Here is a 20,937-nt window from a genome sequence, read left to right on the forward strand (position 1 = left end):
TCTCCTTAGATCGGCGATGCGGAAGTGAGGATGTAGTTCTCCCAGCCGGACATGATCCGCCGGCGGTGTTCGAGGGCATTGCCACGGCGATAGGCGCGCTCAACCGCCGAACCCACGATGTGGGCGAGGCATGCCTCGGCATGTTCGCGGGGGAAATCAGTCTTCTCTCCACACCAATCGCGGAAGGTCGAGCGAAACCCGTGGACGGTGTAGCTCTTCGCCAGTCCGCGAAGGAGCTTGGTGAGGGTCATGTCCGAAAGCGGGGTGTTTTCCTTGGTGCCCGGGAAGACGTAATCGGAAATCCTCTGGGCTTTCATTCGCCCCAAGATCGAGATGCACGTTTCAGACAGCGGCACGACATGCTCCTTGGCCGCCTTCATCCGAGCCGCGGGAATGGTCCAGAGCTTGTTCTCGAAATCGATTTCGTCCCACTTTGCTCCGCGGATCTCACCCGACCGTCCCGCAGTGAGGATGAGGAACTGGAGGGCGGCCGCGGACACCGTGTCCTTATCTGCCAGCCGTTTCCAAAAGTTGGGGAGCTCGGCGAAGGGCAGGGCAGGGTGATGACCCCGTTGAAGCTTGTGTCGTTTCTGAAGAAGAAGCTGGAGATGTCCATGCCATGCAGCCGGGTTCTCGCCGCTGCGGAAGCCCTGAACTTTTGCGGCACTGAGAACGCGCTCGATCCTGCCCCGTAGCCGCGATGCCGTTTCGGCCTTCGTCAGCCAGATCGGTTTGAGGATCTCGAGCACATGCTCGGTCGCGACCACATCCACCGGCTTAAACCAGATTGATGCGCAATAGGTCGTCAGGGTATTGCGCCACTGGGTGCGATGCTTTTCGTTCCGAAAGCCGGTTTCGATTTGATCGATGAGATCGGTTGCTATCTCACCGAACGTGGGAATTGCCCGAGGGGCTTCAATTTCGACAGCCACATTCGCCTTCGGCGCGGGTTCGACACGCTGACGGATGGCCGGCATCATCTCGTCGCGGCGTTCTCGCGCCTTGGAGAGGGTGATCTGATGGCAATCCGAACCGTAGGTTCCGATCGTCCATTCGCGTTGCTTGCCGTCGACCGTCACTTTAAGAATGAAGCTCTTCGCGCCGGTGTCACGAACACGAAGGTAGAGATTTCCACCGTCGGCGTAGTTGCCCGGAATTTTGATCGCCATCTTCTATCCCTAGGCCCACTTTGGGCCCACTTTGTCGTTGCAACTGTGGGATAGATGGTGAACTGTCGTGAAACACGCAACGATCTAAGTGATTGATAATTAATCACTTTGAAGCGGTGTGAAAGCAGGTGAAACAGCGCTTCGGCTGACATCTTCTCCGCCATCATGCCGTCATTGATTTCATTGAGTTTTTCGAAGCCTCGGTTCGGGTTCGTACCCAACACCGTACCCAGAGGCTTTCGAATGTACCTCACCCGTCACGGCAACGGTTATCGCTCCCGGCGGCAAATTCCCGCTGATTTGGTCTCGATTCTCGGCAAATCACCCATCAGGCTCAATCTCGGGAACATTCCAAAGCGGAACGCGATGTCAGCGTCGCGTTTACTTGTCGGTCATTTGGACCGGCTATTTAAAGTGGCCCAGCGTATTGGGCGAGCGGGGCCGGGCTCTGGATTATTTGGCTCATATATACAATCGACCACACCAGCTACAGCAACCTCGCTGAGGTACATGACGTCACGATCAATGACGGCCGCGGTTGCGAGCGCCCAATAGATCATCGTCTTGTGAGTCGGTGCTTGCATAAACTCTGCCAATAGAGTGTGATGATAGTCGGTTTGCTCATGCAGGGGGCATCGATGGTCAAAGGCCTCTTTTCGCCGATCCAGCTCACAGGCGAGCGGCGCCAGGTAACAGCGCTCTTCTACGACATTGTTGGATCGACAGAGCTGATGTCGCACAGTGATGCAGAGGACTTCTTCCGCTCTGTGGCAAGCCTTCACAAAATGTCGGAAAGCGTTATCGCTCGACACGGAGGTTTCCTGCACCAAAAGCTCGGGGATGGTGGCTGCTGCTATTTCGGGTATCCCGAACAGGCCGAGAATGCAGCCGAAAGGGCAGTACGCGCCTCGCTCGAATTGCTTGAATCGATCCGCAGACAGCGGCGCGGAAAGCAAAAGTTGCCGTTTAGATTGAGAGTGGGCGTGGCGACCAGCCTCGTGGTATTTTCAGCCGACGGGAACGACATCATTGGAGCCGCTCCCGTATTGGCGTCACGTCTGCAGGCGGAGGCCGAGCCGGACTCCGTCCTCGTGGCAGATTCGGCATTTCAATTGACCCGAAGCAGGTTCGATTACATCTTTCTTCGAAACGTCAAACTCAAGGGCTTCGACGACCCGATACCAGTCTGGCGCCCGCTTTCGGCCATACGGGCAAGCGACCGGTTCACCTTACAGCCCAAACCCGACACACCGATGAGAGGTCGAGAACAGGAACTCGGTGCGCTCTTGAGCGCATGGATCGACACCTGCAAAGGCGCCGGCAAATCGGTAGCCATAGTGGGCGACGCCGGAATAGGAAAGTCTCGTCTGGTGACCGAGTTTCGTCGGAGGCTCCAGCACAACGAACACGACGATATAATTCTACAATGTGATCGAGGGCTAGCCAGTCAACCTCTGCATCCCTTCATTGGTTTCCTGGAATCCAGAATCGGAAGGCAATCGTTGCAAGGCCTCGATGGTCCTTCGCTGCGGGACGCTCTACGAAATCTCGGTCTGGAGGTGGAAACAGCCATCGCATCGGTAATTGCTGACTTCGTCAGAGAGAAATCCAGATCCACATCAGGAAATATTCGTGTCACCGACATATCCGGGCGAGCGCTCAGGAACAGCATCATCGAAGCCGTCATCAACATTCTGAGCTCAGGTGCGGCAAGGGCCCCGAAACTGATCGTTGTCGAGGATGTGCACTGGGCCGATACCATGACATTGGAGTTGCTGGAAAGGCTGAGCGGTCGTGCACACGGGCAGCAGTTTCTTGTCGTTCAGACCTCCCGGACGTCAGTTTCAAATACGCTTAGTGAGAGATTGACCCTCACGGGCCTCAGTCCCGCGGCCATGACCGACCTGGTGACATCGGTCTGGGGCGGTGCACCGCCTCCTGGCCTATCCTCCTTTGTCTTGCATCAATGCGACGGAATGCCTCTATATGCCGACGAGCTTGTCCTCTTTCTAAAAGCGAGGCACACCTCCACCCAATCTTCGGCAGGATGGCACAAGCTGCTCAACGAAGGCGGCGTGTCGTCCTTGAACGATCTGCTTGCCGCGAGACTGGCCGAGGCGGGTCCGGCACGCCGTACTGCCCAGTTGGCGAGCGTCATCGGTCGGGAGTTTAGCAGCAACCTGCTGCGCCATCTTTCAGACGACCCCGAAGGCCATGCGCTCGAACAGGATTTGGCGGTTCTCGTCGCTCGTAACGTCATCGAACAAAAGAAGGCCCCGGCGGAGACATACCAATTCCGTCATGTGCTTCTACACGAGGCCGCCTACGGCAGCCTGCTCCGTAGCGACCGTCGCCAACTTCACGAACGCATAGCGCGCCTCCTGATCGAAGAGGACACTCCCAGCCTCCCGGCGGCGGTTGTTGCCTGGCAATGTGCGGAAGCAGGTCTTCACAGCGATGCCGCCCGCTTCGCATTGAAGGCAGCGGAGGCGAGCGTGCTTCGTTCGGCAATGCACGAGGCGAACCGGTCGCTCGAGCTCTGCGCGCAGGAAGTTGCCGCAATGCCTCGACACCCCGCTCGGGCCGAGCTTGTCCTCGACCTGCTGCAACTCCGCGGGGTCGTGTCGATAGCTATCGAGGGCGAGGGTTCGCAGCAGGCACGTCGGATCTACTCGCACGCAATGTCACTTGTGAAAAGTTATCCTTCGACAAATCGTGAGAGACGCTTTCCTCTCTACTGGGGATGGTGGTTTACCGCCCCGAACATTCTAACCCAGCAATCGCGAGCGCAGGTGCTGGTGGAGGACATGAAGGCTGCCGACGATCCCGAAACGCGCCTCCAATCCTACCATTGCGCCTGGGCAACAAGTTTTGACGCAGCACAGCATGGATTCTGCCTGGACTGTGTTCTCAAAGGAATCGAGCTCTACGATTCAGAACGCGCGATCAGGAACCGCACCTTCTTTGGCGGGCATGATGCGAAAGTTTGTGGATTGGGCGAGAGCGCGCTCTCCTACTTGCTGACGAACCAGATCGAGGCGTGTGAGGCCGCTATCAGTCAATGCCTGGAATGGGCAGCGTCAACCGAGCATGTGGGTAGCATCGTGCATGGTTATTACTACGCAATTGTGCTGCGCCGCTGTCAGGGCAGATATGATGAAGTTTACCGACTTGGAGAGCGGATGCTCTCTCTGGCTGAACAGAATGATCTGATCGCGAGCCGCGCTCGAGCCAACATGTTTTGCGGTTGGGCGGAAGCAATGTCCTCTTCAGCGGATCGGGGCGCAAGACGCTTTCACGACGGCCTGGCCCTTCAGCAACAGACCGGAACCGACGACAACCTGTCGATGCACAGTGATATGCATTCCCAGATCCTGGAACGTTTGGGCAGACCCGCCGAGGCTATAGCGGTGATCGACAACGCGATATTTCTCGGACGCAAGAGTGGCCAGAGGTTCTGGCTTGCAGAGCTACATCGACGAAGGTCCGAATTGGGCCAGGCCTTGGGCAAAAGGCCCGCCGGTATCAGGAACGATCTTCGGCGGGCCGTTCAAACGGCCGAAAGCCAGGGAGCCGAATGGCTGGAGCAGCGGGCCAAACGAGATCTCCAACTCCACTTTGGGTAACGGATTCATGGGAGCCCCCGCAGACAACCATAGAAGTCTCGACGGATTGTTGCGCGGCCCCTTCCCATCTTCGCCCGACATCGGGGAGACGGTCGAGAAGATTCTGGCGCGCCGGCGCGAATTTGGCATTAGCCGGCTGGGGGCCGTGACCGGGCTCGACTGGATTGGAATACCTGTTGTTCAGGTGACGCGGCCAACCTCTAGATCCGTGGCAGTGAACCAGGGGAAAGGCCTTACCTACGCTCATGCAGCCATTTCCGGCCTGATGGAGTCGCTTGAAGGATGGGCTTCGGAGAGAATACCCAGCGAACGTATATGGAAGGCGGAACTCGGACGCATGAACACGGATGGTATTTGGTCCCATCTGCTAGCCAGTACGGAGGTTTCCGAGCATGTGCCTTTGTCATGGATCGAAGGCTGGGACATGATATCAGGCACGTTCCGCCCGGTTCCGTTGGCTTTGGTCGACACCGACTATATCATTCCTTCACCCCACCCACACTGGCTGGAAAGGAACACGACCGGCCTTGCTGCCGGCACCAGCATGCAGGCAGCAATGACCCATGCTTGTCTCGAAATATTGGAGCGCAACGCTCACTCGTTGGCAATGAGAACGCCCCACTTCTTCGATCGCTTCCAGATAGATGTCAGCACTATTCGAACGGGAAAGGCCGGCGATATTATCGAGCGGCTCTCGACTAAAGGTTTTGCGACGGGCGTGTGGAGCATGCCATCCAACCACGACCTGCCAGCCTACTGGTGCCAGATCATGGAGGGTGCGGGCTCGGTGCCGCTTGCGCCATTGCCAGCGTCGGGCTTTGGTTGCGACGTCAGCCATGACGGGGCTCTGACCAAGGCCTTGCTTGAGGCGTGCCAATCGCGTCTGGGTGCAATTTCGGCGGCGCGTGAAGACGTTATTGGAAGCTTTTACGCGCCAGTGAATGCTGACGAGCTTTCTATCTGGCGAAGAGGGTTGTCTCTGGCGGGACGACCCTATCCTGCGACTGAATTGGGCAGACCCAACGAGAATCCGTTGACGACGGCCCTGGACGCCATGGTCGCCGCAGGTGCCAAGGCAGTCATCGCCGTGGTTCTTTCGTCGGACGAAAGCATTCCTCTTCACGTCGTCAGAATCGTTGCGCCAGCCCTGGAGACAAGCGCCGATGGTTGAGGTGGTCGTCTTTTCGGGACCCACGATTGGCGCCGCGGAGGCGCGAACATATCTGGACGCACTCTATCTTCCGCCGGTTGGACAAGGGGATTTGGTGCGGGCCGTACTGCAACATGCGCCATCGGCGATCGCCGTCATAGACGGCGTCTTTGCGCAGCGACCCGCCGTTCGGCACAAGGAGATTCTCTGGGCAATCGCGAGGGGCGTCAGGGTGTATGGCGCCGCCAGTATGGGAGCCATTCGCGCCGCGGAGTTGTACGACTGCGGGATGGTCGGGCAAGGCCTTGTGTTCCGGTGGTATAGACGCACGAGTCTTGCTGACGACGCCGACGTCGCGGTCGCGATGGCCCCACCCGAGTTCGGTTCGCACGCATTGAGTGAAGCTCTTATCGACATGAGGATGACGCTGAAGAAGGCGGAGCGTGCCGGCGTGATTGGGCGAAAACTGCGTATTTTGCTCGAACAGTCGGCGCGGTCGCTTCACTTCATCGAGCGCACCTACGCGACCACTCTATCCGTTGTCGGTCATGACCCGGGATTAAAAAAAGACATCCACAACCTAAACAATTGGCTTGCCAGCGGCATTGTCAGGCAGAAGAAATCCGATGCGATCAGGTTGCTGACTTTGCTGTCATTACCAGATGGTCCGATGTACGCGCCGCAAAAGCCCGTTATATTTGAATTGACGGACGCATTTGCGTATGATCTAAAATATTCCAACCTGGACGGGATTTGCAGCGAGAATTTGTACTGAAAGTGTAGTTCTTCCTCCGCAGATTTAGGTATTGAGCATGGGGGCAAGCTTGAATGCCATCGCTCACCTTTCAACATCCGGCAAAGGCGGGCATGTCGAACCGTCTATCGGAACACGTTTTCTGGTATTCCCCCAGCCACCCTACGTGGCAGGCTACGAAAAACCCGAGGTAGTCTGGTTGGCTGCGTCCGTCGGTGGGATACTCGCCGGGCCTTCCGACAAGTACATGTACGTCGCTGACCCGGTCGAATCCAAAAGACCCTACGCCTATCCTACCTTGCCTCCCTATGCCGGCGGTCTGCGTCCGCCCGCCGAGCCGGGTCCCGATGGGCATTTCGACCACATACTCCCGGGCTCCCCGGCCTTTCTTTCTGCCCACAGCTATGCGTGCGCGCGTCGTGTCCTGGATATTTGCGAGGGTTATGTCGGGCGGGAAATCAAATGGTTCTTCGCGCCATCACGCAGCCGCCTCGAGATAATCCCCCACATCGTCGATTGGGACAATGCGCAATCCGGCTTCGGCTTTCTCGAACTCGGAGAAAGCGAGCCGGGCAAGTCGACGGCGTGTTTTGCTTTGAATTTCGATTCGATCGCACACGAAATGGGACACCTTGTCCTGCTGAGCGAGCTCGGCTTGCTCCAGGGCGACGGCTCCGGAACGGATTTTTTTGCTTATCATGAAGCCATCGCCGATTTCACATCGCTGCTCGGACTTCTCCATTTCGATACGGCCATCGATCGGATTCTGCGCCGCACGGGCGGCGACCTGCTGATCAACAACGAGCTCGACCGCTTTGCCGAACTGAGCGACGAGAAGCAAATCCGCTCCTTCAACAACTCGCTCCGGATCGGGGATGTGAGCGAAGAAGTGCATGATCGCTCGAAGCCGTTCGCCGCGGCGCTTTTCGATTGTCTAGTGGAAGTCTATCAAACAATCCTCTTCGACAGGGGACTTTCCGATCTCGATCCGCGGCGCTTCAGCGACCTGCGCCGGCAGATGCCTCTGGAGTTGATCGAAGCAGGTCTTAACCGATCGAGACCTGACTATGAATCTCGGCATTTTGCCAGCAAGGCTGCGCTGCAGGAAGCCAGGGATATTGTCGGTCAATGTGTGGTGCGATCCTGGACGCATCTCGAACCCGATCGCCTCACCTTCGAAGCGGCTGCGGAAGCACTGCTGGAGGAGGCCGATCGGGGCCGTTCCCGACCTTATATGGACCAGTTCGAGGACTGCATGAAATGGCGTGAAATACTCTGATGGGAAAGGGAGATTGAGATGGACGACGAATACGTACCTGCACCACCTCCGAGCAGAGGCATCTATTCTGCAGAATTAATTACGCTCTACGGCGTGAAGCTTAACAAAAAAGAAAACCACGCAGAGTTCGAGGTCGGTCAGAACGACGGCTCTGGACTGCGAGTTCAACTGTATCGAAACAAAACAGAATGCGACAATAGCCAGTACTCCGTTGTTCTCGGCTACGGTTATGCTTTTGATGGCCATTGCTATAGATTTGATTCTCTTCGAGTCTTCATTGTCAATGAAGATGCCGAACCTGCCGTCGGCTGTGGATTTGACTCAGATCCGGCGAAGCCGGCCTACCATATGTGGCGGGTTCGATCCTCAGCCGACCTACTTGAAATTACGCTGGGCCTGGGCGACGCAAAGATGCTGCTTCTCGACGCTAACCTGCCCGGAAAGCGCGCCCCAACGTCGTACGCGATCCACATGTCTATGGCGCATCGCGGTGGCCGCCTCACGCGTGAATAGTCGTATTCATACATCGATGGAAGGAGAGGATCATGAAGAACAAGATAACCGCCACTTTTATTGAGGATCCAGGAAACATAGAAGTGTCTAATGAGGCAGGCGAAATATGCAATGATACTGAGGGTAATCCCTTGATTGACTACGACATAACAAGAGGAACTGATTTAACTTTCTATGCATATACAATCGGAAACAGCCTATCGGCCACTGTTACAATAGAGATTGTATCCGGGCCTAAAAATGGACGCAAAGAAACATTTGCAAATATTTTGAATGGGCATCAGATATACTTCCCAAGCGTAACCGGAAAAATACAAAATTACCGCAGTTTCGGTGACTTTGTGAAAGAAATTAAGGAAGAGGGAGGGATTCCCCAATAGAAAATGTGCTTCAGGAGTCCGGTCAAAGGACCGGGTGCTTTTCGTATAGCCATCATCATAACGCTTGGCCCTTTGCTCTCCGAGCGAGGCTCAAACGGTCGATGTCAATATCCGAGTTGGTCGATCGGATTTTCAGTGCCGCCTGCACCGAACCGCCTGCCGTGCACGAACTACTCCACGCGTCTCGACGATCCTAAGCGCCGCGCGCAGCCTGGCCGGGAAAGGGCACGAAGGTCGCGATCTATGACGTTTCCAGTGCGACCCCCGTCCACCTGCCCGATGGAACCAAGCTGCGCGCCCATTCCGGCACGCTACGACCCCTTTCTTGACGTCTGGAAGGTTCGTCACGCCATCCGCGAGTGCGCGCGCAAACGCCCGCAGTGTTGCCGTGTAATTGGTGAAGCGCTTCTCATCGAGCTTGATCGGATCGCCCTCCTTGAGCGCGATATTGCGCCCTGCCGCCGTTGTTATTCGGGCGATCGCCTTTTGGTTGAACAATGTGATTACGTAAGCGCAAAGATTGCGGACCGTCACTGCTCGACGACCGCGTGCGCTTGCCGCCTTTGATCCCCGACCAGTCGCGGCCGCCCGCTTTTAAGATGGCATCGTCCAAACTTCCATTGCTACGTCAGTGAAGTAGCGCTCGGCCGCGTCACGAATCGGCTTGAATTAAGAAGATTCCGGTTTGAGTCAAGAAGATTCCGGCTTGTGGGTCGGCTATTTTGCTGACATTATTCCCTGTCGGGCTTGCATTGTGACAGTTGTTCAAATGGAGGGGCATTAGGATGGCAAAGGAATCTTCGAGTACCGCTTCTTCTGCCAATAAGGCGGACGAAAATCTGATAGGTAATGTAGAGGGAAACGGGCTGAACTTCATGGCGGCCCAGGCCCGCGAGGGCGGGATCTCCGGTGACGCTGTAGGTGTCGACAAGATACGCGATCTGCTGTTCGGCAACCAGATGCAGGACTATGACCGCCGTTTTTCCAAGCTTGAAGACCGGCTCTCACAGCGCTTCAAGGATGTCGAATCCGAGGCCAAGCGCAATCTTGAAACCTACGAGTCAAATGCAAAGAAGCAGGTCGAATCGCTCGCAGCGCAATTGCGGAGCGAAAAAGATGCACGAGCCGAGGCCGACAAGGAGATTGACCGGAATCTTCGCGAGCACAATCAGGCACTTGAAAAGCAGGTGCGCGCGTTGTCGGATCAATTGAGCGAGCTTGAGCGCGACGTTGCGGACCGGATAAGTCGAAGCGATCATTTGCTGCGCGAGGAAATCAAGCAAAAGAATGAAAGCATGCAGATGCTGATGGAGAAAATGTTTTCCGATCTCAGCAACGTCAAGACCGACAGAAATCTTTTGGCTGGTCTGTTTGTCGAGGTTGCAAAATGCATAAATCAGGATTCCGGGGGTAGCAAGAGCAACTCGGAACGTGGCTGGAAAGTGAGTTGATCGGAACTTGACGTCGAACGTCGACCCAATCAGGCTTCCTCAAAAAGCCGCCTCGAACGATACCGAAATCGATCGCGCGGCTCTAGCTACTCTTTTGGTCGAAATTGCCCGGAACGTTGATCCGGACCATCATGCGCGTTTCGAAGGAGTTCCAACCGCCGATCGTCGCATGGAAACGCTGCGCCAGTTGCTGGTCGGCCGCGAAATTTCGGAGCTTTCACGAGTTACGCATCTGCTGGGCGAACCGGAGCAGCTGGCGGAAGCAGTGGGCGGCGTTCTTCCCAGTGCGGCCGCCCGGGCGCCTCATGCGCAGCTCGGCGAGGCCCTTGCGCCAGCCGTCGAGAGGGCTGTGCAACGGTCGATCCAGAAGAGCCCGCGCACGCTGACGGATATATTATACCCGGTGTTTCTGCCGGCAATTCGCAAGTCGATCGGGGAAAAGATCGACCAGACCTTTCAGTCGCTGAATGAAACTTTAAGACATATATTTACCTGGCATGGGCTCAAGTGGAGATTTGAAGCTTGGAGAACTGGTGCCAGCTTCTCGGAAGTTGTTCTGAAGCATTCTCTTGTCTATCGTGTAGAACATGTCTTTCTCATTAACCGAAATTCCGGGCTTTTGATCGCGCATGTAACTGCCGATAATGCAACGAGCGAGGATCCTCAGCTCATTTCTTCGATGCTCAGTGCAATTCAAGACTTTGTTAAAGACTCATTTCACGAGAAAGAACAGAGCGGCCTGGACACTATCCGCTTTGGGGAGCTTCGTCTCTGGTCGGAAGTTGGACCGTTTGCGACCTTGGTTGCGGTGATACGGGGAAATCCGCCAGAGGAATTACATGAAATAGTTCGCGATGTGTTGCTTCGTATCCATGACGAACACTCACAGGCTTTAGAGCAGTTTGACGGCGACGGTTCTCAGTTAGCCGGCATAGAGACGCAGTTGCAGACCTGCGTTGAACTGAAGCAGGAGGACTCAAACCAGGGATTTCCGTGGCTGGTGGTGGCTGCGGTCCTGCTGGTTTTGATTCCGGCAGGCGGTTGGTTCTTTCTTTCGTGGCAATCCGGGCAGCGCTGGCAGGCCTATGTGTCGCGACTTGAGGCCCAGCCGGGCATCATCGTCGCCCAACAAACGGCGAAGGGCGGACAGTTCTATATTACCGGCCTGAGAGACCCGCTTGCTGCCGACCCCCAGTCGCTGTTGTCGGGAACGGACGTCGATCCCGCCCGCGTTCATTCGCAGTGGCAATTCTATCAGAGTCTCGAGCCGGAGTTCGTGCTAAAGCGGCTGACGGCGTCGCTGACTCCGCCGGGTACAGTACGGCTTTCGATTGTCAAAGATCGCATCGTTGCCGAGGGTGAGGCTCCCGACACCTGGATAGATCGGGCACGCGCAGCAGCCCGACAGCTTTCGGCAGGCGGACCGGAATTCGACATCTCCGGGGTTCGTGATGTGAGCCCCGAAGCACGCGCGGCGGAGCGCTGGCAGGTCTATGTGTCGCGACTTGAGGCCCAACCGGGCATCATCGTTGCCGAACAAAAGGTGCGCGATGGCCAATTCTACATTGCCGGTCTGAGAGACGCGCTTGCCGCCGACCCGCAGTCGCTGTTATCAGGAACGGACGTCGATCCCGCCCGCGTTCATTCGCAGTGGCAATTCTATCAGAGCCTTGAGCCGGAGTTCGTGTTGAAGCGGCTGACGGCGTCGCTGACTCCGCCGGATACAGTACGACTTTCGATCGTCAAGGATCGCATCATTGCCGAGGGTGAGGCTCCCGACACCTGGATAGATCGGGCGCGCGCAGCGGCCCGACAGCTTTCGGCAGGCGGACCGGAATTCGACATCGCCGGGGTTCGTGATGTGAGCCCCGAAGCACGCGCGGCGGAGCGCTGGCAGGTCTATGTGTCGCGACTTGAGGCCCAACCGGGCATCATCGTCGCCCAACAAACGGCGAGGGGCGGACATTTCTACATTTCCGGCCTGAGAGACCCGCTTGCCGCCGATCCGCAGTCGCTGTTATCCGGAACGGACGTCGATCCCGCCCGCGTTCATTCGCAGTGGCAATTCTATCAGAGCCTTGAGCCGGAGTTCGTGTTGAAGCGGCTGACGGCGTCGCTGGCTCCGCCGGATACAGTACGACTTTCGATCGTCAAGGATCGCATCGTTGCCGAGGGTGAGGCTCCCGACACCTGGATAGATCGGGCGCGCGCAGCGGCCCGACAGCTTTCGGCAGGCGGACCGGAATTCGACATCTCCAAGGTTCATGATGTGAGCCCCGAAGCACGCGCGGCGGAGCACTGGCTGGATTATGTGTCGCGACTGGGGACCCAGCCGGGCATCATCGTTGCCGAACAAAAAGTGCGCGATGGCCAATTCTATATTTCCGGCCTGAGAGACCCGCTTGGCGCCGACCCGCAGTCGCTGTTATCAGGAACGGAGGTCGATCCCGCCCGCGTTCATTCGCAGTGGCAATTCTATCAGAGCCTTGAGCCGGAGTTCGTGTTGAAGCGGCTGACGGCGTCGCTGGCTCCGCCCAAATCTGTTCAGCTTTCGATCGTCCAGGGTCGCATCGTCGTCGTGGGTGAGGCTCCTGCAAACTGGATCAATCGGGCGCGGGCCGCCGCAGAACAACTTTCGACGGATGGAGTGGTTCTGGATGTCTCGCAGCTGCATGAGCTGAACCTTGCAGAACTTAATTATTTGAGAGAGGCCATCCAGGCGACCGATATTTTCTTCTATTCCGGCAAAGCTGTGCCGGGACCAGAGCAGATGCCGGTTCTCGACAGGTTGGCGGATCAAATAAAGGAATTCGCCAAAAATGCCCGCAAGTCAGGCGTAACAGCGCGGTTCATGTTGACCGGCCATGCGGATGCCAAGGGCCGTGAGACGGCCAACGTGTCGATCAGCGCCGCCCGCGCCGAAACAGTTCGTGCGCTTCTCAACAAGCGCGGCGTCGCTCCGGACCTGCTGCTGGTTCGGGGCGCTGGCACCTTTGAGCCGGTGGTGCCTGAAAATAGTCGAACTGGGAGCTCCACCAATCGCCGGGTTTCGATTACGGTAACCCTAGAGTAGTGCGGAGCTGGGATATTGCAAAAAAAGATCTGCATGTTGGGTGGGTTCGCGGTCGGAAAGACGAGTCTGGTTCGCAGGTTTGTGCAAAGCATCTTTTCAGATACTTACTTGACCACGGTGGGAGTGAAAATCGACAAGAAGAGTGTCGCACTCCCGGACAAAACCGTGGATCTGATTTTGTGGGATTTGGCCGGCGAAGACGATATCGGCTCATTCCGCGTCTCCAATGTGCGGGGTGCGAGCGGGCTGGTGCTTGTCGTCGATGGAACCCGCGCCGCTACTCTTGCCGTGGCGCTCACTCTGCGCGAGCGGGCCGAGGCCGAATTCGGCGCTATGCCGTTTGTATTGCTGTTCAACAAATCCGACCTGGCCGATCGGTGGGCGATATCGGATAGTGAGATTGACGAACTCAGGCAACTTGGATGGCAAATCTATCTAACAAGTGCGCTTTCGGGTGAACATGTTGATGATGCGTTTCGTCAGCTTGCTTCGATGGTCACCAAATAGACCATGGATAGATTGCCAAAAGAAGTCGGAAGCTGGATTTACGATTTCTTCTACAATCAGCACTCTGTCGCATATCTGAAAATTGACGCCCAGCTTTGCATAGCTGCGAAGGGCGGTAACCTTAAACATTACGGGCTTTCATCGCTTCGCATTGGCAAGCCTGTTGTCGATCAGCTTGAATTTATGGAAGGTTTGCTGCCTTGCCCGGAGCTTCCATATCATATGGCCATGGTCGAACTGCCCAACGGGCGTGTCGCGGACCTTCATCTTTTTGCCGGCAATGCCTGCGTGTGGCTGCTCTTTCTTGACGCCACGGCCGAACGCGACAACAAGCAGCGGCTTCAACAGAAGGCTTATGAAATGACGCTCCTGCAAGAGAGGGAGCGTCAACTCAACGAGAAACTACAATCGACGAACGAGGCGTTGAGGAAGAGCCAGGAGGGATTGTCGCGTGAATACCAGCGCGCCGAATCCCTACTCCTCAACATTCTTCCGGCGTCGATCGCGGAGCGGTTAAAAGCGCACAAAAAAATTGCAGACAACCACGCAGAGGTGAGTGTGCTATTTGCCGACATCGTCGGTTTCACGGAAAGAACCCGGACCGTCGGAGCCGTGACGACGCTCGCTATGTTAAATTACTTCTTCAAGGCGGCGGATCGGCTCTCGGAACGATACGGTTGCGAAAAGATCAAGACAATCGGCGATTGTGTGATGGTGGTCGCTGGCCTGCCCACCGCGCGATCCGATCATGCAAAAGCCCTCGCGCACTATGCACTTGAACTGCGGAAGGCGGTTAAGCGCGAACGCTTCGCAGGAGAACCGCTGAGACTCAGAATTGGAATTCACTCGGGACCAATCGTCGCTGGCGTCATAGGCAAAAGGCGGTTCGCCTATGACCTATGGGGCGAGACCGTTAATCTCGCCTCACGCATTCAAACGTCCGCGGAGCCCGAAGAGATCCGTATTTCGGATGCAACTCGCCAACTGCTTGGACCAAAATTTGCCTGCGAGCCACTCGAGGAAACGGAATTGCGTGGTACAGGTCGTGTGCGAATGTGGCGGCTCCCGGCTTGATTTGCCGCTTGGCAGCGCCGACCCTGGCAGGCATTGCATCTCAAGCTAATCAAACTCATGGTTTCGAATGTCCGCGGAGGTGCGCGAAGCAATCGACCATCGAGCGACCGCCAAAGGTCTGTCTGGGGTCAACTCAGAACATCGGATCCTGGAGATTTAAGTCCGCTATCGTTCTTCCCTGCGCCACAAGCGGACCTACTGCTCTCGGCCCCGAAGCAGCCAGACGGCAACGCGCCCCCATCTCGGTCATAGATGCAGTTGTTGTTCTTGCCAGAAAGCGGTCATTGGATCGGTTTGACGCGGCGAGGCCTGTGTGGTCTGAACCGCCCCGGCTTTGCCGGAGACCGTTTGGTTTAAGTTTTGCGGCCCATGCTGGTTCGTCCAGCATGGGATAATGCTGCTCCTCGGCTTCGAGTGGCGGGATATTTCCGATGGGCTCCAGCAGTCGTCGATGATTGAACCAATCGACCCATTCGAGCGTGGCGAATTCAACAGCTTCGAAGTTTCGCCACGGCCCGCGTCGATGGATGACCTCGGCCTTGTAAAGGCCGTTGATCGTTTCGGCCAGTGCATTGTCGTAGGAGTCGCCGACGCTGCCGACGGAAGGTTCTATCCGGCCTCCGCCAGCCGCTCGGAGTATTTTATCGACACGTATTGAACGCCTTTGACCCAGTGCATTCTTCGAGACGCGACTTCCTGTGAAGCGATGGCGGACTCTTCATCTTGAGGATCTGGTGCTGGACAACGCCGGCGCCGTCATCCGTGCTCCGATCCACGAACTTGCCGATGCCCGTGGCGCGCTGCGCACTGGTCGTAGGATTTCGCCGCAGCCGTCAGGATGCTCAAGCGGCTTCGTGGTGATCGCGAGATTGTGGATATCTGACGCGTGCCGTGGCGATCTGGGTGGCAACCAGGCGGGTGTTGCCGGTCGCAAATGGTCAACCTCCGCCAAGAAGACAAAGACCGTGGTCATGGTCGCGAAGAAAATGGTGGCCGCGATGAAAGGAAGTGAAACAGACTGCTTGCGGCGATTACGGCCGCTCCGAGGAGAGTCCAGGCGGTTGGGATGGTTCCCCAGACGATCCAGGTGATTCCCAGAGACCAGATCAAACCGGAATACGCATAGGGCGCGAGGTCGGAGGCCAGCGCGAGCCGGTATGCGAGTGAGCTCAGGCCGATGCCAAGGCTCGAGCAAAGTGCTGCTGCGGTGAAGGACATAAGATCTTCAGCCCGCACTGGCACCCAGTTGGTGATTGCCAGGGGCGTGACAAACACGGCTGCGAACGCCGCACCGAAGAAGCTCACCGTCCAAAGATTATCGGCCTCAGGAATCCAGCGCGCGGTCAATGAGTTGGCTGCGTAAAGGAAACCCGCTGCCAATATGAACAACGAAGCCGGCTGGAAAGTCTCGGTGCCGGGACGGATCGCGATGATAACGCCAGTGAAGCTGCAAATGGCGGCTGCCCATTTCTGCCAGCCCACCGCCTCCTTGAAGAAGTAGGCGGATGCCAACGTTACGATCAAGGGCGAAGAAAACAGGATCACCGTTGCTTCGGCAACGCTGAGATATTGCAGGCCATGAATGTAAAGATAGGCTGCCACAAGGTTGAGCCCGCCGCGGACGGCATGGAAAAATATCCTGGACGACCAACGGATGCGGGCGCGGCCAATCACGATCGCCATGACAGCCAGTAGTGGCAGGGCAATGAGACAACGCAGGAGAATGATCTCGGAAATGCCGTAACGGACAACAAGGAACTTTGTGAACGTATCGTTCAGATTGAAGCAAAGCGATGCCGTGCACATCATCGCGATCCCCTGGACCGTTCGCGAAGAGGCGTGCATCACACCAGCAGTTCGATGAAGTAGGGCCCGGCCGAGGCAAAGCTATGCGCGAGCGCCTTGGTATACTCCTCCATACTCGTTGCGGTCACCGCTTCCACGCCCATTGAACGCGCCATTTCCGCCCATCGTATGGTCGGATTTCCGAGGTCGAGCATGCTCATCGCAGTTGGGCCCGGTACGGCACCGACATTTTTGTATTCACCGAGAAGAATGTTGTAGCGCCCGTTGTTCAGGAGGACTGTCGTGCAAGGCAGATTTTCCCGCGCTTGAGTCCAGAGAGATTGCAGGGTGTAGGCGGCGGAACCGTCGGCCTGCAGGTTTACGACGCGCCTTCCTTCGCCGGCGACTGCGGCGCCAGTAGACACCGGCATGCCCCCGCCTATCGCGCCGCCGGTGATGATCAGCCAATCGTGGGGCTCGGCCGATGCCTTCGTTACCGGGTAACCGTTGCTATAGGTAAGGCTTTCATCGACAATGATGGCATGCGCGGGAAGGAGGGCGGCCAGCGCAAGGTCCAGCTTCTCCGGCGAAAGTTCGCCCTGCGGTAGCTCGACAGGCGAAAGCTTCGGCGTCGGAACAGCACCGACCGATCCTTGATCAAGCCCCAGCATTTCCGCGAGGAGCATGAGGGCCGCGGTTCCATCCTGGTCGGAGCGGGTCAATGTGTGGAGGAGGGCATCCGGGCGACAAAGTTCGGACGGCTTGCCAGGATAGCCGAAGAAGCCTACGGGCGGCGGACAATTGACCAGCAGTACGGTGTCGTACTTCGCGAGCACTTCGATCGCGTGATCTACATAGTATGGGACGCGCGGGAACGGGCGTGTTCCGCGGCCCGCGGGATGGGCGGCGATGAGCGAACTCCCCATGACTTCGGCGCCGGTGTGGTCGGCGATTGCGAAAGCAAGCGCAGCTGCCTCTTTGGTTGCGGTGCTGTTGCCCAGAAGAATGAGTTTGCGGCCGCTACCGGCGAGTAGTTTGCGCGCGGTGTCCACTGCATGCGGATCGATGACCGGGGCTGGGTCCGGCACGCCCGGAGCGACTTCCACTCCGCCATCCGACCAGGAAATGTCGGCCGGCAGGATGAGGGTGGCGATCTGGCCGGGATGCTGTTTTGCGGCAGCTGAGGCGCGTCCGGCGTCCGACGCCAAAGTGGTGGCGCTGCGTGGCGTGCAGACAAAAGCCGAAACCGTTCCCGCCAGTGCCGGGACATCGGCCGTCAGGGGTGAATCATATGGACGATGCGCCGTCGCATGGTCCCCCACGATGTTGACGATCCCGCTCTCGGCGCGGCGCGCGTTGTGCAGATTGGCCAAGCCGTTGGAAAGGCCGGGTCCGCAATGGAGAAGGGTGGCGGCCGGCGCTCTGCGAATCCGGTAATATCCGTCGGCCATGCCGGTCACGACATTTTCCTGCAAGCCAAGAATGCAGCGAACACCTGGCACGCGATCGAGAGCAGCCACGAAATGCATTTCGCTGGTGCCGGGATTTGCAAAGCACGTGTCGACGCCATTTGCCAGCAAACTGCGAACCAGACTTTCAGCACCGTTCATGACGATTCCTTGATAAATTGGATAACTTGGGAACGTTCGAAAATGATTTTCCGAACCGGCATTTGCGTGGTCTTTCCCAAGCACCGTATCAAATAAAAGTTATACGTCCAGCAAATTTATAGGCGTCTTTGTGACTTCGCTTAATGGACGGCGTTTTTCCACACTTTCAAATTTGATAGCTATGTAGCTGATATAAAATACAGATTTACATGTCAGGTTTCTTCCATCAGGTGTGCTGACGCAGAAATCCAAAAAAAAGTTGGACGTCCGGAAAAATTATGTTAGCGATGGTCAGGGCTCGTGGAGTGGCCCTGAGGAGGAAATCTCATGAAAATTCTTGCTTCGTGCGCCCTTGGGGCGTGCGTTCTTGTTGCCATGCCAGCGGTCGCCGCGGAGACGGTGAGCTACGCATCTTATGGAGGAGCCTACCAGGAGGGCGTTCGCAAGGCGATCCTCGATCATCTGCCCAAAGACCACGACATGAAGGTGACCGAATACACATTGCAGAGCGGCATCAGCGACATCCGCACCAAGGTAAAGGGTGGCGCCAATGTCATCGACGTGGCCGAGCTCTATGGCGGTTATTGCCAGCAGGCGGCGGATGAAGGACTGCTCGAAAAGCTCGACTATAGCAAGATCCCGAATGCTGCCGGAATTCCCAAGCATCTGCAGAACGAGTACTGGATCGGCTTCACCGCATATTCGACCGTTCTTGCCTACAACAAGGATGTCTACAAAGATAACCCACCGAGGAACTGGGCCGACTTCTTCAACACGGAGAAGTTCCCTGGGTCGCGCGCCCTTTCGGGATATAGCGGCCAGACCAATCTCGAGATCGCGCTGATGGCCGACGGAGTGGCGAAGGACAAGGTCTATCCGATCGACGTAGACCGCAGTTTTGCAAAGCTCGAGCAACTCAAGCCGGATATCGCCGTGTTCTGGGATTCGGGCGCCCAGGCCACGCAGCTCGCGACCAGCGAGGAAGTCGACATGCTGAGCATCTGGGCGGCTCGCATCGAGGCGGCGATCAAGGAAGGCGCGCCTTACGCCTATACGATCGATGACGCTGTCATGGATATCGAGTGCCTTGTTGTTCCCAAGGGCTCGCCCAATCGCGAAGGCGCGATGCGACTGGTCAATCACTTGCTCGACCCGGATTACCAGGCGAACCTTCCTGATTTCATACCTTACGGCCCGATGAATCAGGATGCGTTCAAGAGCGGCAAGATCACCCCCGAGAAGGCGGCGAAAATTGTCACCAGCACGGAAAACATCAAGAAGCAGCTTGTAACCAATGCGAGCTACTGGGCGGAGAATGCCGCCAAGCTTCAAGATCGCTGGGATCAATACAAGCAGTAAGCCCAGGCGCGTGCCCGGCTTTGCCGGGCACGTCCATCGAACAACGGAAGGCGCTGCGCGTTCGTCGCGCCTTGCTGCTCCAAATCCTAGAAATTGCGGAATGCGTGGATGTCAACTTCAGCGCCGACGGCATTGCCGGTCTATATAACTTCACTGACAAAATATTTCGGCGCTTTTTGCGCGGTTGACGATGTGTCGTTCGACATCGCGGCTGGAGAGTTCCTGACGCTCCTTGGGCCCTCGGGTTCGGGCAAGACGACCTTGCTGATGATGCTCGCCGGCTTTGCCCGCCCGACCCGCGGTTCCGTGCGCCTCGGTGAGCAGGAGGTCATTCACCTGCCGCCGCATAAGCGCAACATAGGCATGGTGTTCCAGAACTACGCGCTCTTTCCGCATATGAGCGTGGGCGAAAACATTGCCTATCCGCTCAGGCTGCGAGGTGTGGGGAAGGCCGAATGCGCGGACCGTGTCCGCAAGACCCTCGATCTCGTGCAGCTTTCGAATTATCAGGATCGCCGCGTCAATGAGCTGTCCGGCGGCCAGCGCCAGCGCATCGCGCTTGCCCGCGCGATCGTCTTCGAGCCACGCATTCTGCTGATGGACGAGCCGCTTTCGGCGCTGGACAAGCAGTTGCGCGAAACCATGCAGATCGAAATCCGCCGGCTGCACAACAGGCTTGGCATGACGACGATTTCGGTAACCCACGACCAGCGCGAGGCGCTGACCATGTCTGACAGGGTCGCCGTCTTCTCTCGTGGCAAGCTTGCTCAGGTCGCGACGCCCGCTGATCTCTACGAAAAGCCTGCAAGCCGCTTCATTGCGGATTTCATTGGCGAATCCAGCTTTGTTCCAGTCGCGCAAGTCTCCGGGGGCCTGACCTATGGCGGCGAGTTGATCCGGCTTGCCGATCCGAGCGACGCGACGCGGCCGAACCCGATGCTGATGCTCCGGCCGGAACGTCTTCGCATCGCCCGCAGCGGACAGGTTGCGCGCGACGAGCGGACCAATGTCTTCAGCGGCATGGTCGAAAACGTCGTTTTTCAAGGCGAGAGCTTGCTGATCGAGGTGAAGCTCGATCATGGCGGCCTGGTGCATGTGCGACAGGTCAACCGCGCGGATGAACTGCAGAACAGGCCCAGTGCGGGCGACCGCATCGATCTCGTCCTCAGCCAGCTCGACACGCGCATAGTGCGCGCGGAGGACTGAA

15 protein-coding genes and 1 pseudogene are annotated in these 20,937 nt (G+C 57.2%); 12 read left to right on the forward strand and 4 right to left on the reverse strand.

Annotated elements, in window-relative coordinates:
- Window positions 1-5: 5 nt before the first annotated feature.
- A complete protein-coding gene (locus tag IHQ71_RS08035; RefSeq protein WP_258161413.1) occupies window positions 6-1,169 on the reverse strand; it encodes a site-specific integrase in 1,164 nt (387 codons plus the stop codon).
- A 638-nt stretch (window positions 1,170-1,807) separates the two neighbouring features.
- Between IHQ71_RS08035 and IHQ71_RS08040 the strand changes: the two genes are divergently transcribed.
- From IHQ71_RS08040 to IHQ71_RS08085, 10 genes are all read left to right on the forward strand, one after another.
- Entirely contained in the window at window positions 1,808-4,795 is a 2,988-nt protein-coding gene (locus tag IHQ71_RS08040) for an AAA family ATPase (RefSeq protein WP_258161414.1), read from the forward strand.
- A 7-nt stretch (window positions 4,796-4,802) separates the two neighbouring features.
- Window positions 4,803-5,966, forward strand: coding sequence for a YcaO-like family protein (locus IHQ71_RS08045; protein WP_258161415.1), 1,164 nt, complete (start codon window positions 4,803-4,805; stop codon window positions 5,964-5,966).
- Window positions 5,959-6,720 (forward strand): TfuA-like protein, encoded by a 762-nt coding sequence (locus IHQ71_RS08050; RefSeq protein ID WP_258161416.1) that lies wholly within the window; start codon window positions 5,959-5,961, stop codon window positions 6,718-6,720. The genes IHQ71_RS08045 and IHQ71_RS08050 overlap by 8 nt, the downstream gene beginning before the upstream one ends.
- A 37-nt stretch (window positions 6,721-6,757) precedes the next feature.
- Window positions 6,758-7,978, forward strand: a complete 1,221-nt coding sequence (locus IHQ71_RS08055) for a hypothetical protein (protein WP_258161418.1) — start codon at window positions 6,758-6,760, stop codon at window positions 7,976-7,978.
- Between the two features lie 18 nt (window positions 7,979-7,996).
- Window positions 7,997-8,491 carry a hypothetical protein gene (locus tag IHQ71_RS08060; protein WP_258161419.1) on the forward strand — a complete coding sequence of 165 codons (495 nt, stop codon included), beginning with the start codon at window positions 7,997-7,999 and terminating at the stop codon, window positions 8,489-8,491.
- Window positions 8,492-8,523: 32 nt separating this feature from the next.
- Window positions 8,524-8,871, forward strand: coding sequence for a hypothetical protein (locus IHQ71_RS08065; protein ID WP_258161421.1), 348 nt, complete (start codon window positions 8,524-8,526; stop codon window positions 8,869-8,871).
- 785 nt (window positions 8,872-9,656) lie between these two features.
- A complete protein-coding gene (locus tag IHQ71_RS08070; protein WP_258161422.1) occupies window positions 9,657-10,322 on the forward strand; it encodes a hypothetical protein in 666 nt (221 codons plus the stop codon).
- A 7-nt stretch (window positions 10,323-10,329) separates the two neighbouring features.
- Window positions 10,330-13,395 (forward strand): OmpA family protein, encoded by a 3,066-nt coding sequence (locus tag IHQ71_RS08075; protein ID WP_258161423.1) that lies wholly within the window; start codon window positions 10,330-10,332, stop codon window positions 13,393-13,395.
- A 15-nt stretch (window positions 13,396-13,410) separates the two neighbouring features.
- A complete protein-coding gene (locus IHQ71_RS08080; RefSeq protein WP_258161425.1) occupies window positions 13,411-13,902 on the forward strand; it encodes a Rab family GTPase in 492 nt (163 codons plus the stop codon).
- A 3-nt stretch (window positions 13,903-13,905) separates the two neighbouring features.
- On the forward strand, window positions 13,906-14,976 hold the full coding sequence (locus IHQ71_RS08085) for an adenylate/guanylate cyclase domain-containing protein (protein ID WP_258161426.1): 1,071 nt from the start codon (window positions 13,906-13,908) through the stop codon (window positions 14,974-14,976).
- A 361-nt stretch (window positions 14,977-15,337) separates the two neighbouring features.
- Here IHQ71_RS08085 and IHQ71_RS08090 read toward each other — a convergent pair.
- The 3 genes and pseudogenes from IHQ71_RS08090 to IHQ71_RS08100 form a co-directional block, all read right to left on the reverse strand.
- A pseudogene (locus IHQ71_RS08090) lies at window positions 15,338-15,651 on the reverse strand (integrase core domain-containing protein); the annotation flags it as partial.
- 294 nt (window positions 15,652-15,945) lie between these two features.
- Entirely contained in the window at window positions 15,946-16,785 is an 840-nt protein-coding gene (locus IHQ71_RS08095) for a DMT family transporter (RefSeq protein ID WP_258161427.1), read from the reverse strand.
- A gap of 35 nt (window positions 16,786-16,820) precedes the next feature.
- Window positions 16,821-18,371, reverse strand: coding sequence for an acetolactate synthase large subunit (locus IHQ71_RS08100; RefSeq protein ID WP_258161428.1), 1,551 nt, complete (start codon window positions 18,369-18,371; stop codon window positions 16,821-16,823).
- Between the two features lie 327 nt (window positions 18,372-18,698).
- Here IHQ71_RS08100 and IHQ71_RS08105 point away from each other — a divergent pair, with 327 nt between their 5' ends.
- Window positions 18,699-19,730: an ABC transporter substrate-binding protein gene (locus tag IHQ71_RS08105; RefSeq protein WP_258161429.1), complete on the forward strand. Its 1,032-nt coding sequence runs from the start codon at window positions 18,699-18,701 to the stop codon at window positions 19,728-19,730.
- Window positions 19,731-19,838: 108 nt separating this feature from the next.
- Window positions 19,839-20,936 carry an ABC transporter ATP-binding protein gene (locus IHQ71_RS08110; RefSeq protein ID WP_258161430.1) on the forward strand — a complete coding sequence of 366 codons (1,098 nt, stop codon included), beginning with the start codon at window positions 19,839-19,841 and terminating at the stop codon, window positions 20,934-20,936.
- The last annotated feature ends 1 nt before the right edge of the window (window position 20,937 follow it).

The sequence above is a fragment of the Rhizobium sp. TH2 genome (assembly GCF_024707525.1).
GTDB lineage: Bacteria > Pseudomonadota > Alphaproteobacteria > Rhizobiales > Rhizobiaceae > Rhizobium_E.

Coding starts and splice junctions, on each gene's coding strand:
- IHQ71_RS08095 (WP_258161427.1), bottom strand. CDS start 16,785: ATGATGTGCACGGCATCGCTTTGCTTCAATCTGAACGATACGTTCACA.
- IHQ71_RS08040 (WP_258161414.1), top strand. CDS start 1,808: ATGGTCAAAGGCCTCTTTTCGCCGATCCAGCTCACAGGCGAGCGGCGC.
- IHQ71_RS08050 (WP_258161416.1), top strand. CDS start 5,959: ATGGTTGAGGTGGTCGTCTTTTCGGGACCCACGATTGGCGCCGCGGAG.
- IHQ71_RS08100 (WP_258161428.1), bottom strand. CDS start 18,371: ATGAACGGTGCTGAAAGTCTGGTTCGCAGTTTGCTGGCAAATGGCGTC.
- IHQ71_RS08085 (WP_258161426.1), top strand. CDS start 13,906: ATGGATAGATTGCCAAAAGAAGTCGGAAGCTGGATTTACGATTTCTTC.
- IHQ71_RS08035 (WP_258161413.1), bottom strand. CDS start 1,169: ATGGCGATCAAAATTCCGGGCAACTACGCCGACGGTGGAAATCTCTAC.
- IHQ71_RS08070 (WP_258161422.1), top strand. CDS start 9,657: ATGGCAAAGGAATCTTCGAGTACCGCTTCTTCTGCCAATAAGGCGGAC.
- IHQ71_RS08110 (WP_258161430.1), top strand. CDS start 19,839: ATGTCAACTTCAGCGCCGACGGCATTGCCGGTCTATATAACTTCACTG.
- IHQ71_RS08045 (WP_258161415.1), top strand. CDS start 4,803: ATGGGAGCCCCCGCAGACAACCATAGAAGTCTCGACGGATTGTTGCGC.
- IHQ71_RS08055 (WP_258161418.1), top strand. CDS start 6,758: ATGGGGGCAAGCTTGAATGCCATCGCTCACCTTTCAACATCCGGCAAA.
- IHQ71_RS08065 (WP_258161421.1), top strand. CDS start 8,524: ATGAAGAACAAGATAACCGCCACTTTTATTGAGGATCCAGGAAACATA.
- IHQ71_RS08060 (WP_258161419.1), top strand. CDS start 7,997: ATGGACGACGAATACGTACCTGCACCACCTCCGAGCAGAGGCATCTAT.
- IHQ71_RS08105 (WP_258161429.1), top strand. CDS start 18,699: ATGAAAATTCTTGCTTCGTGCGCCCTTGGGGCGTGCGTTCTTGTTGCC.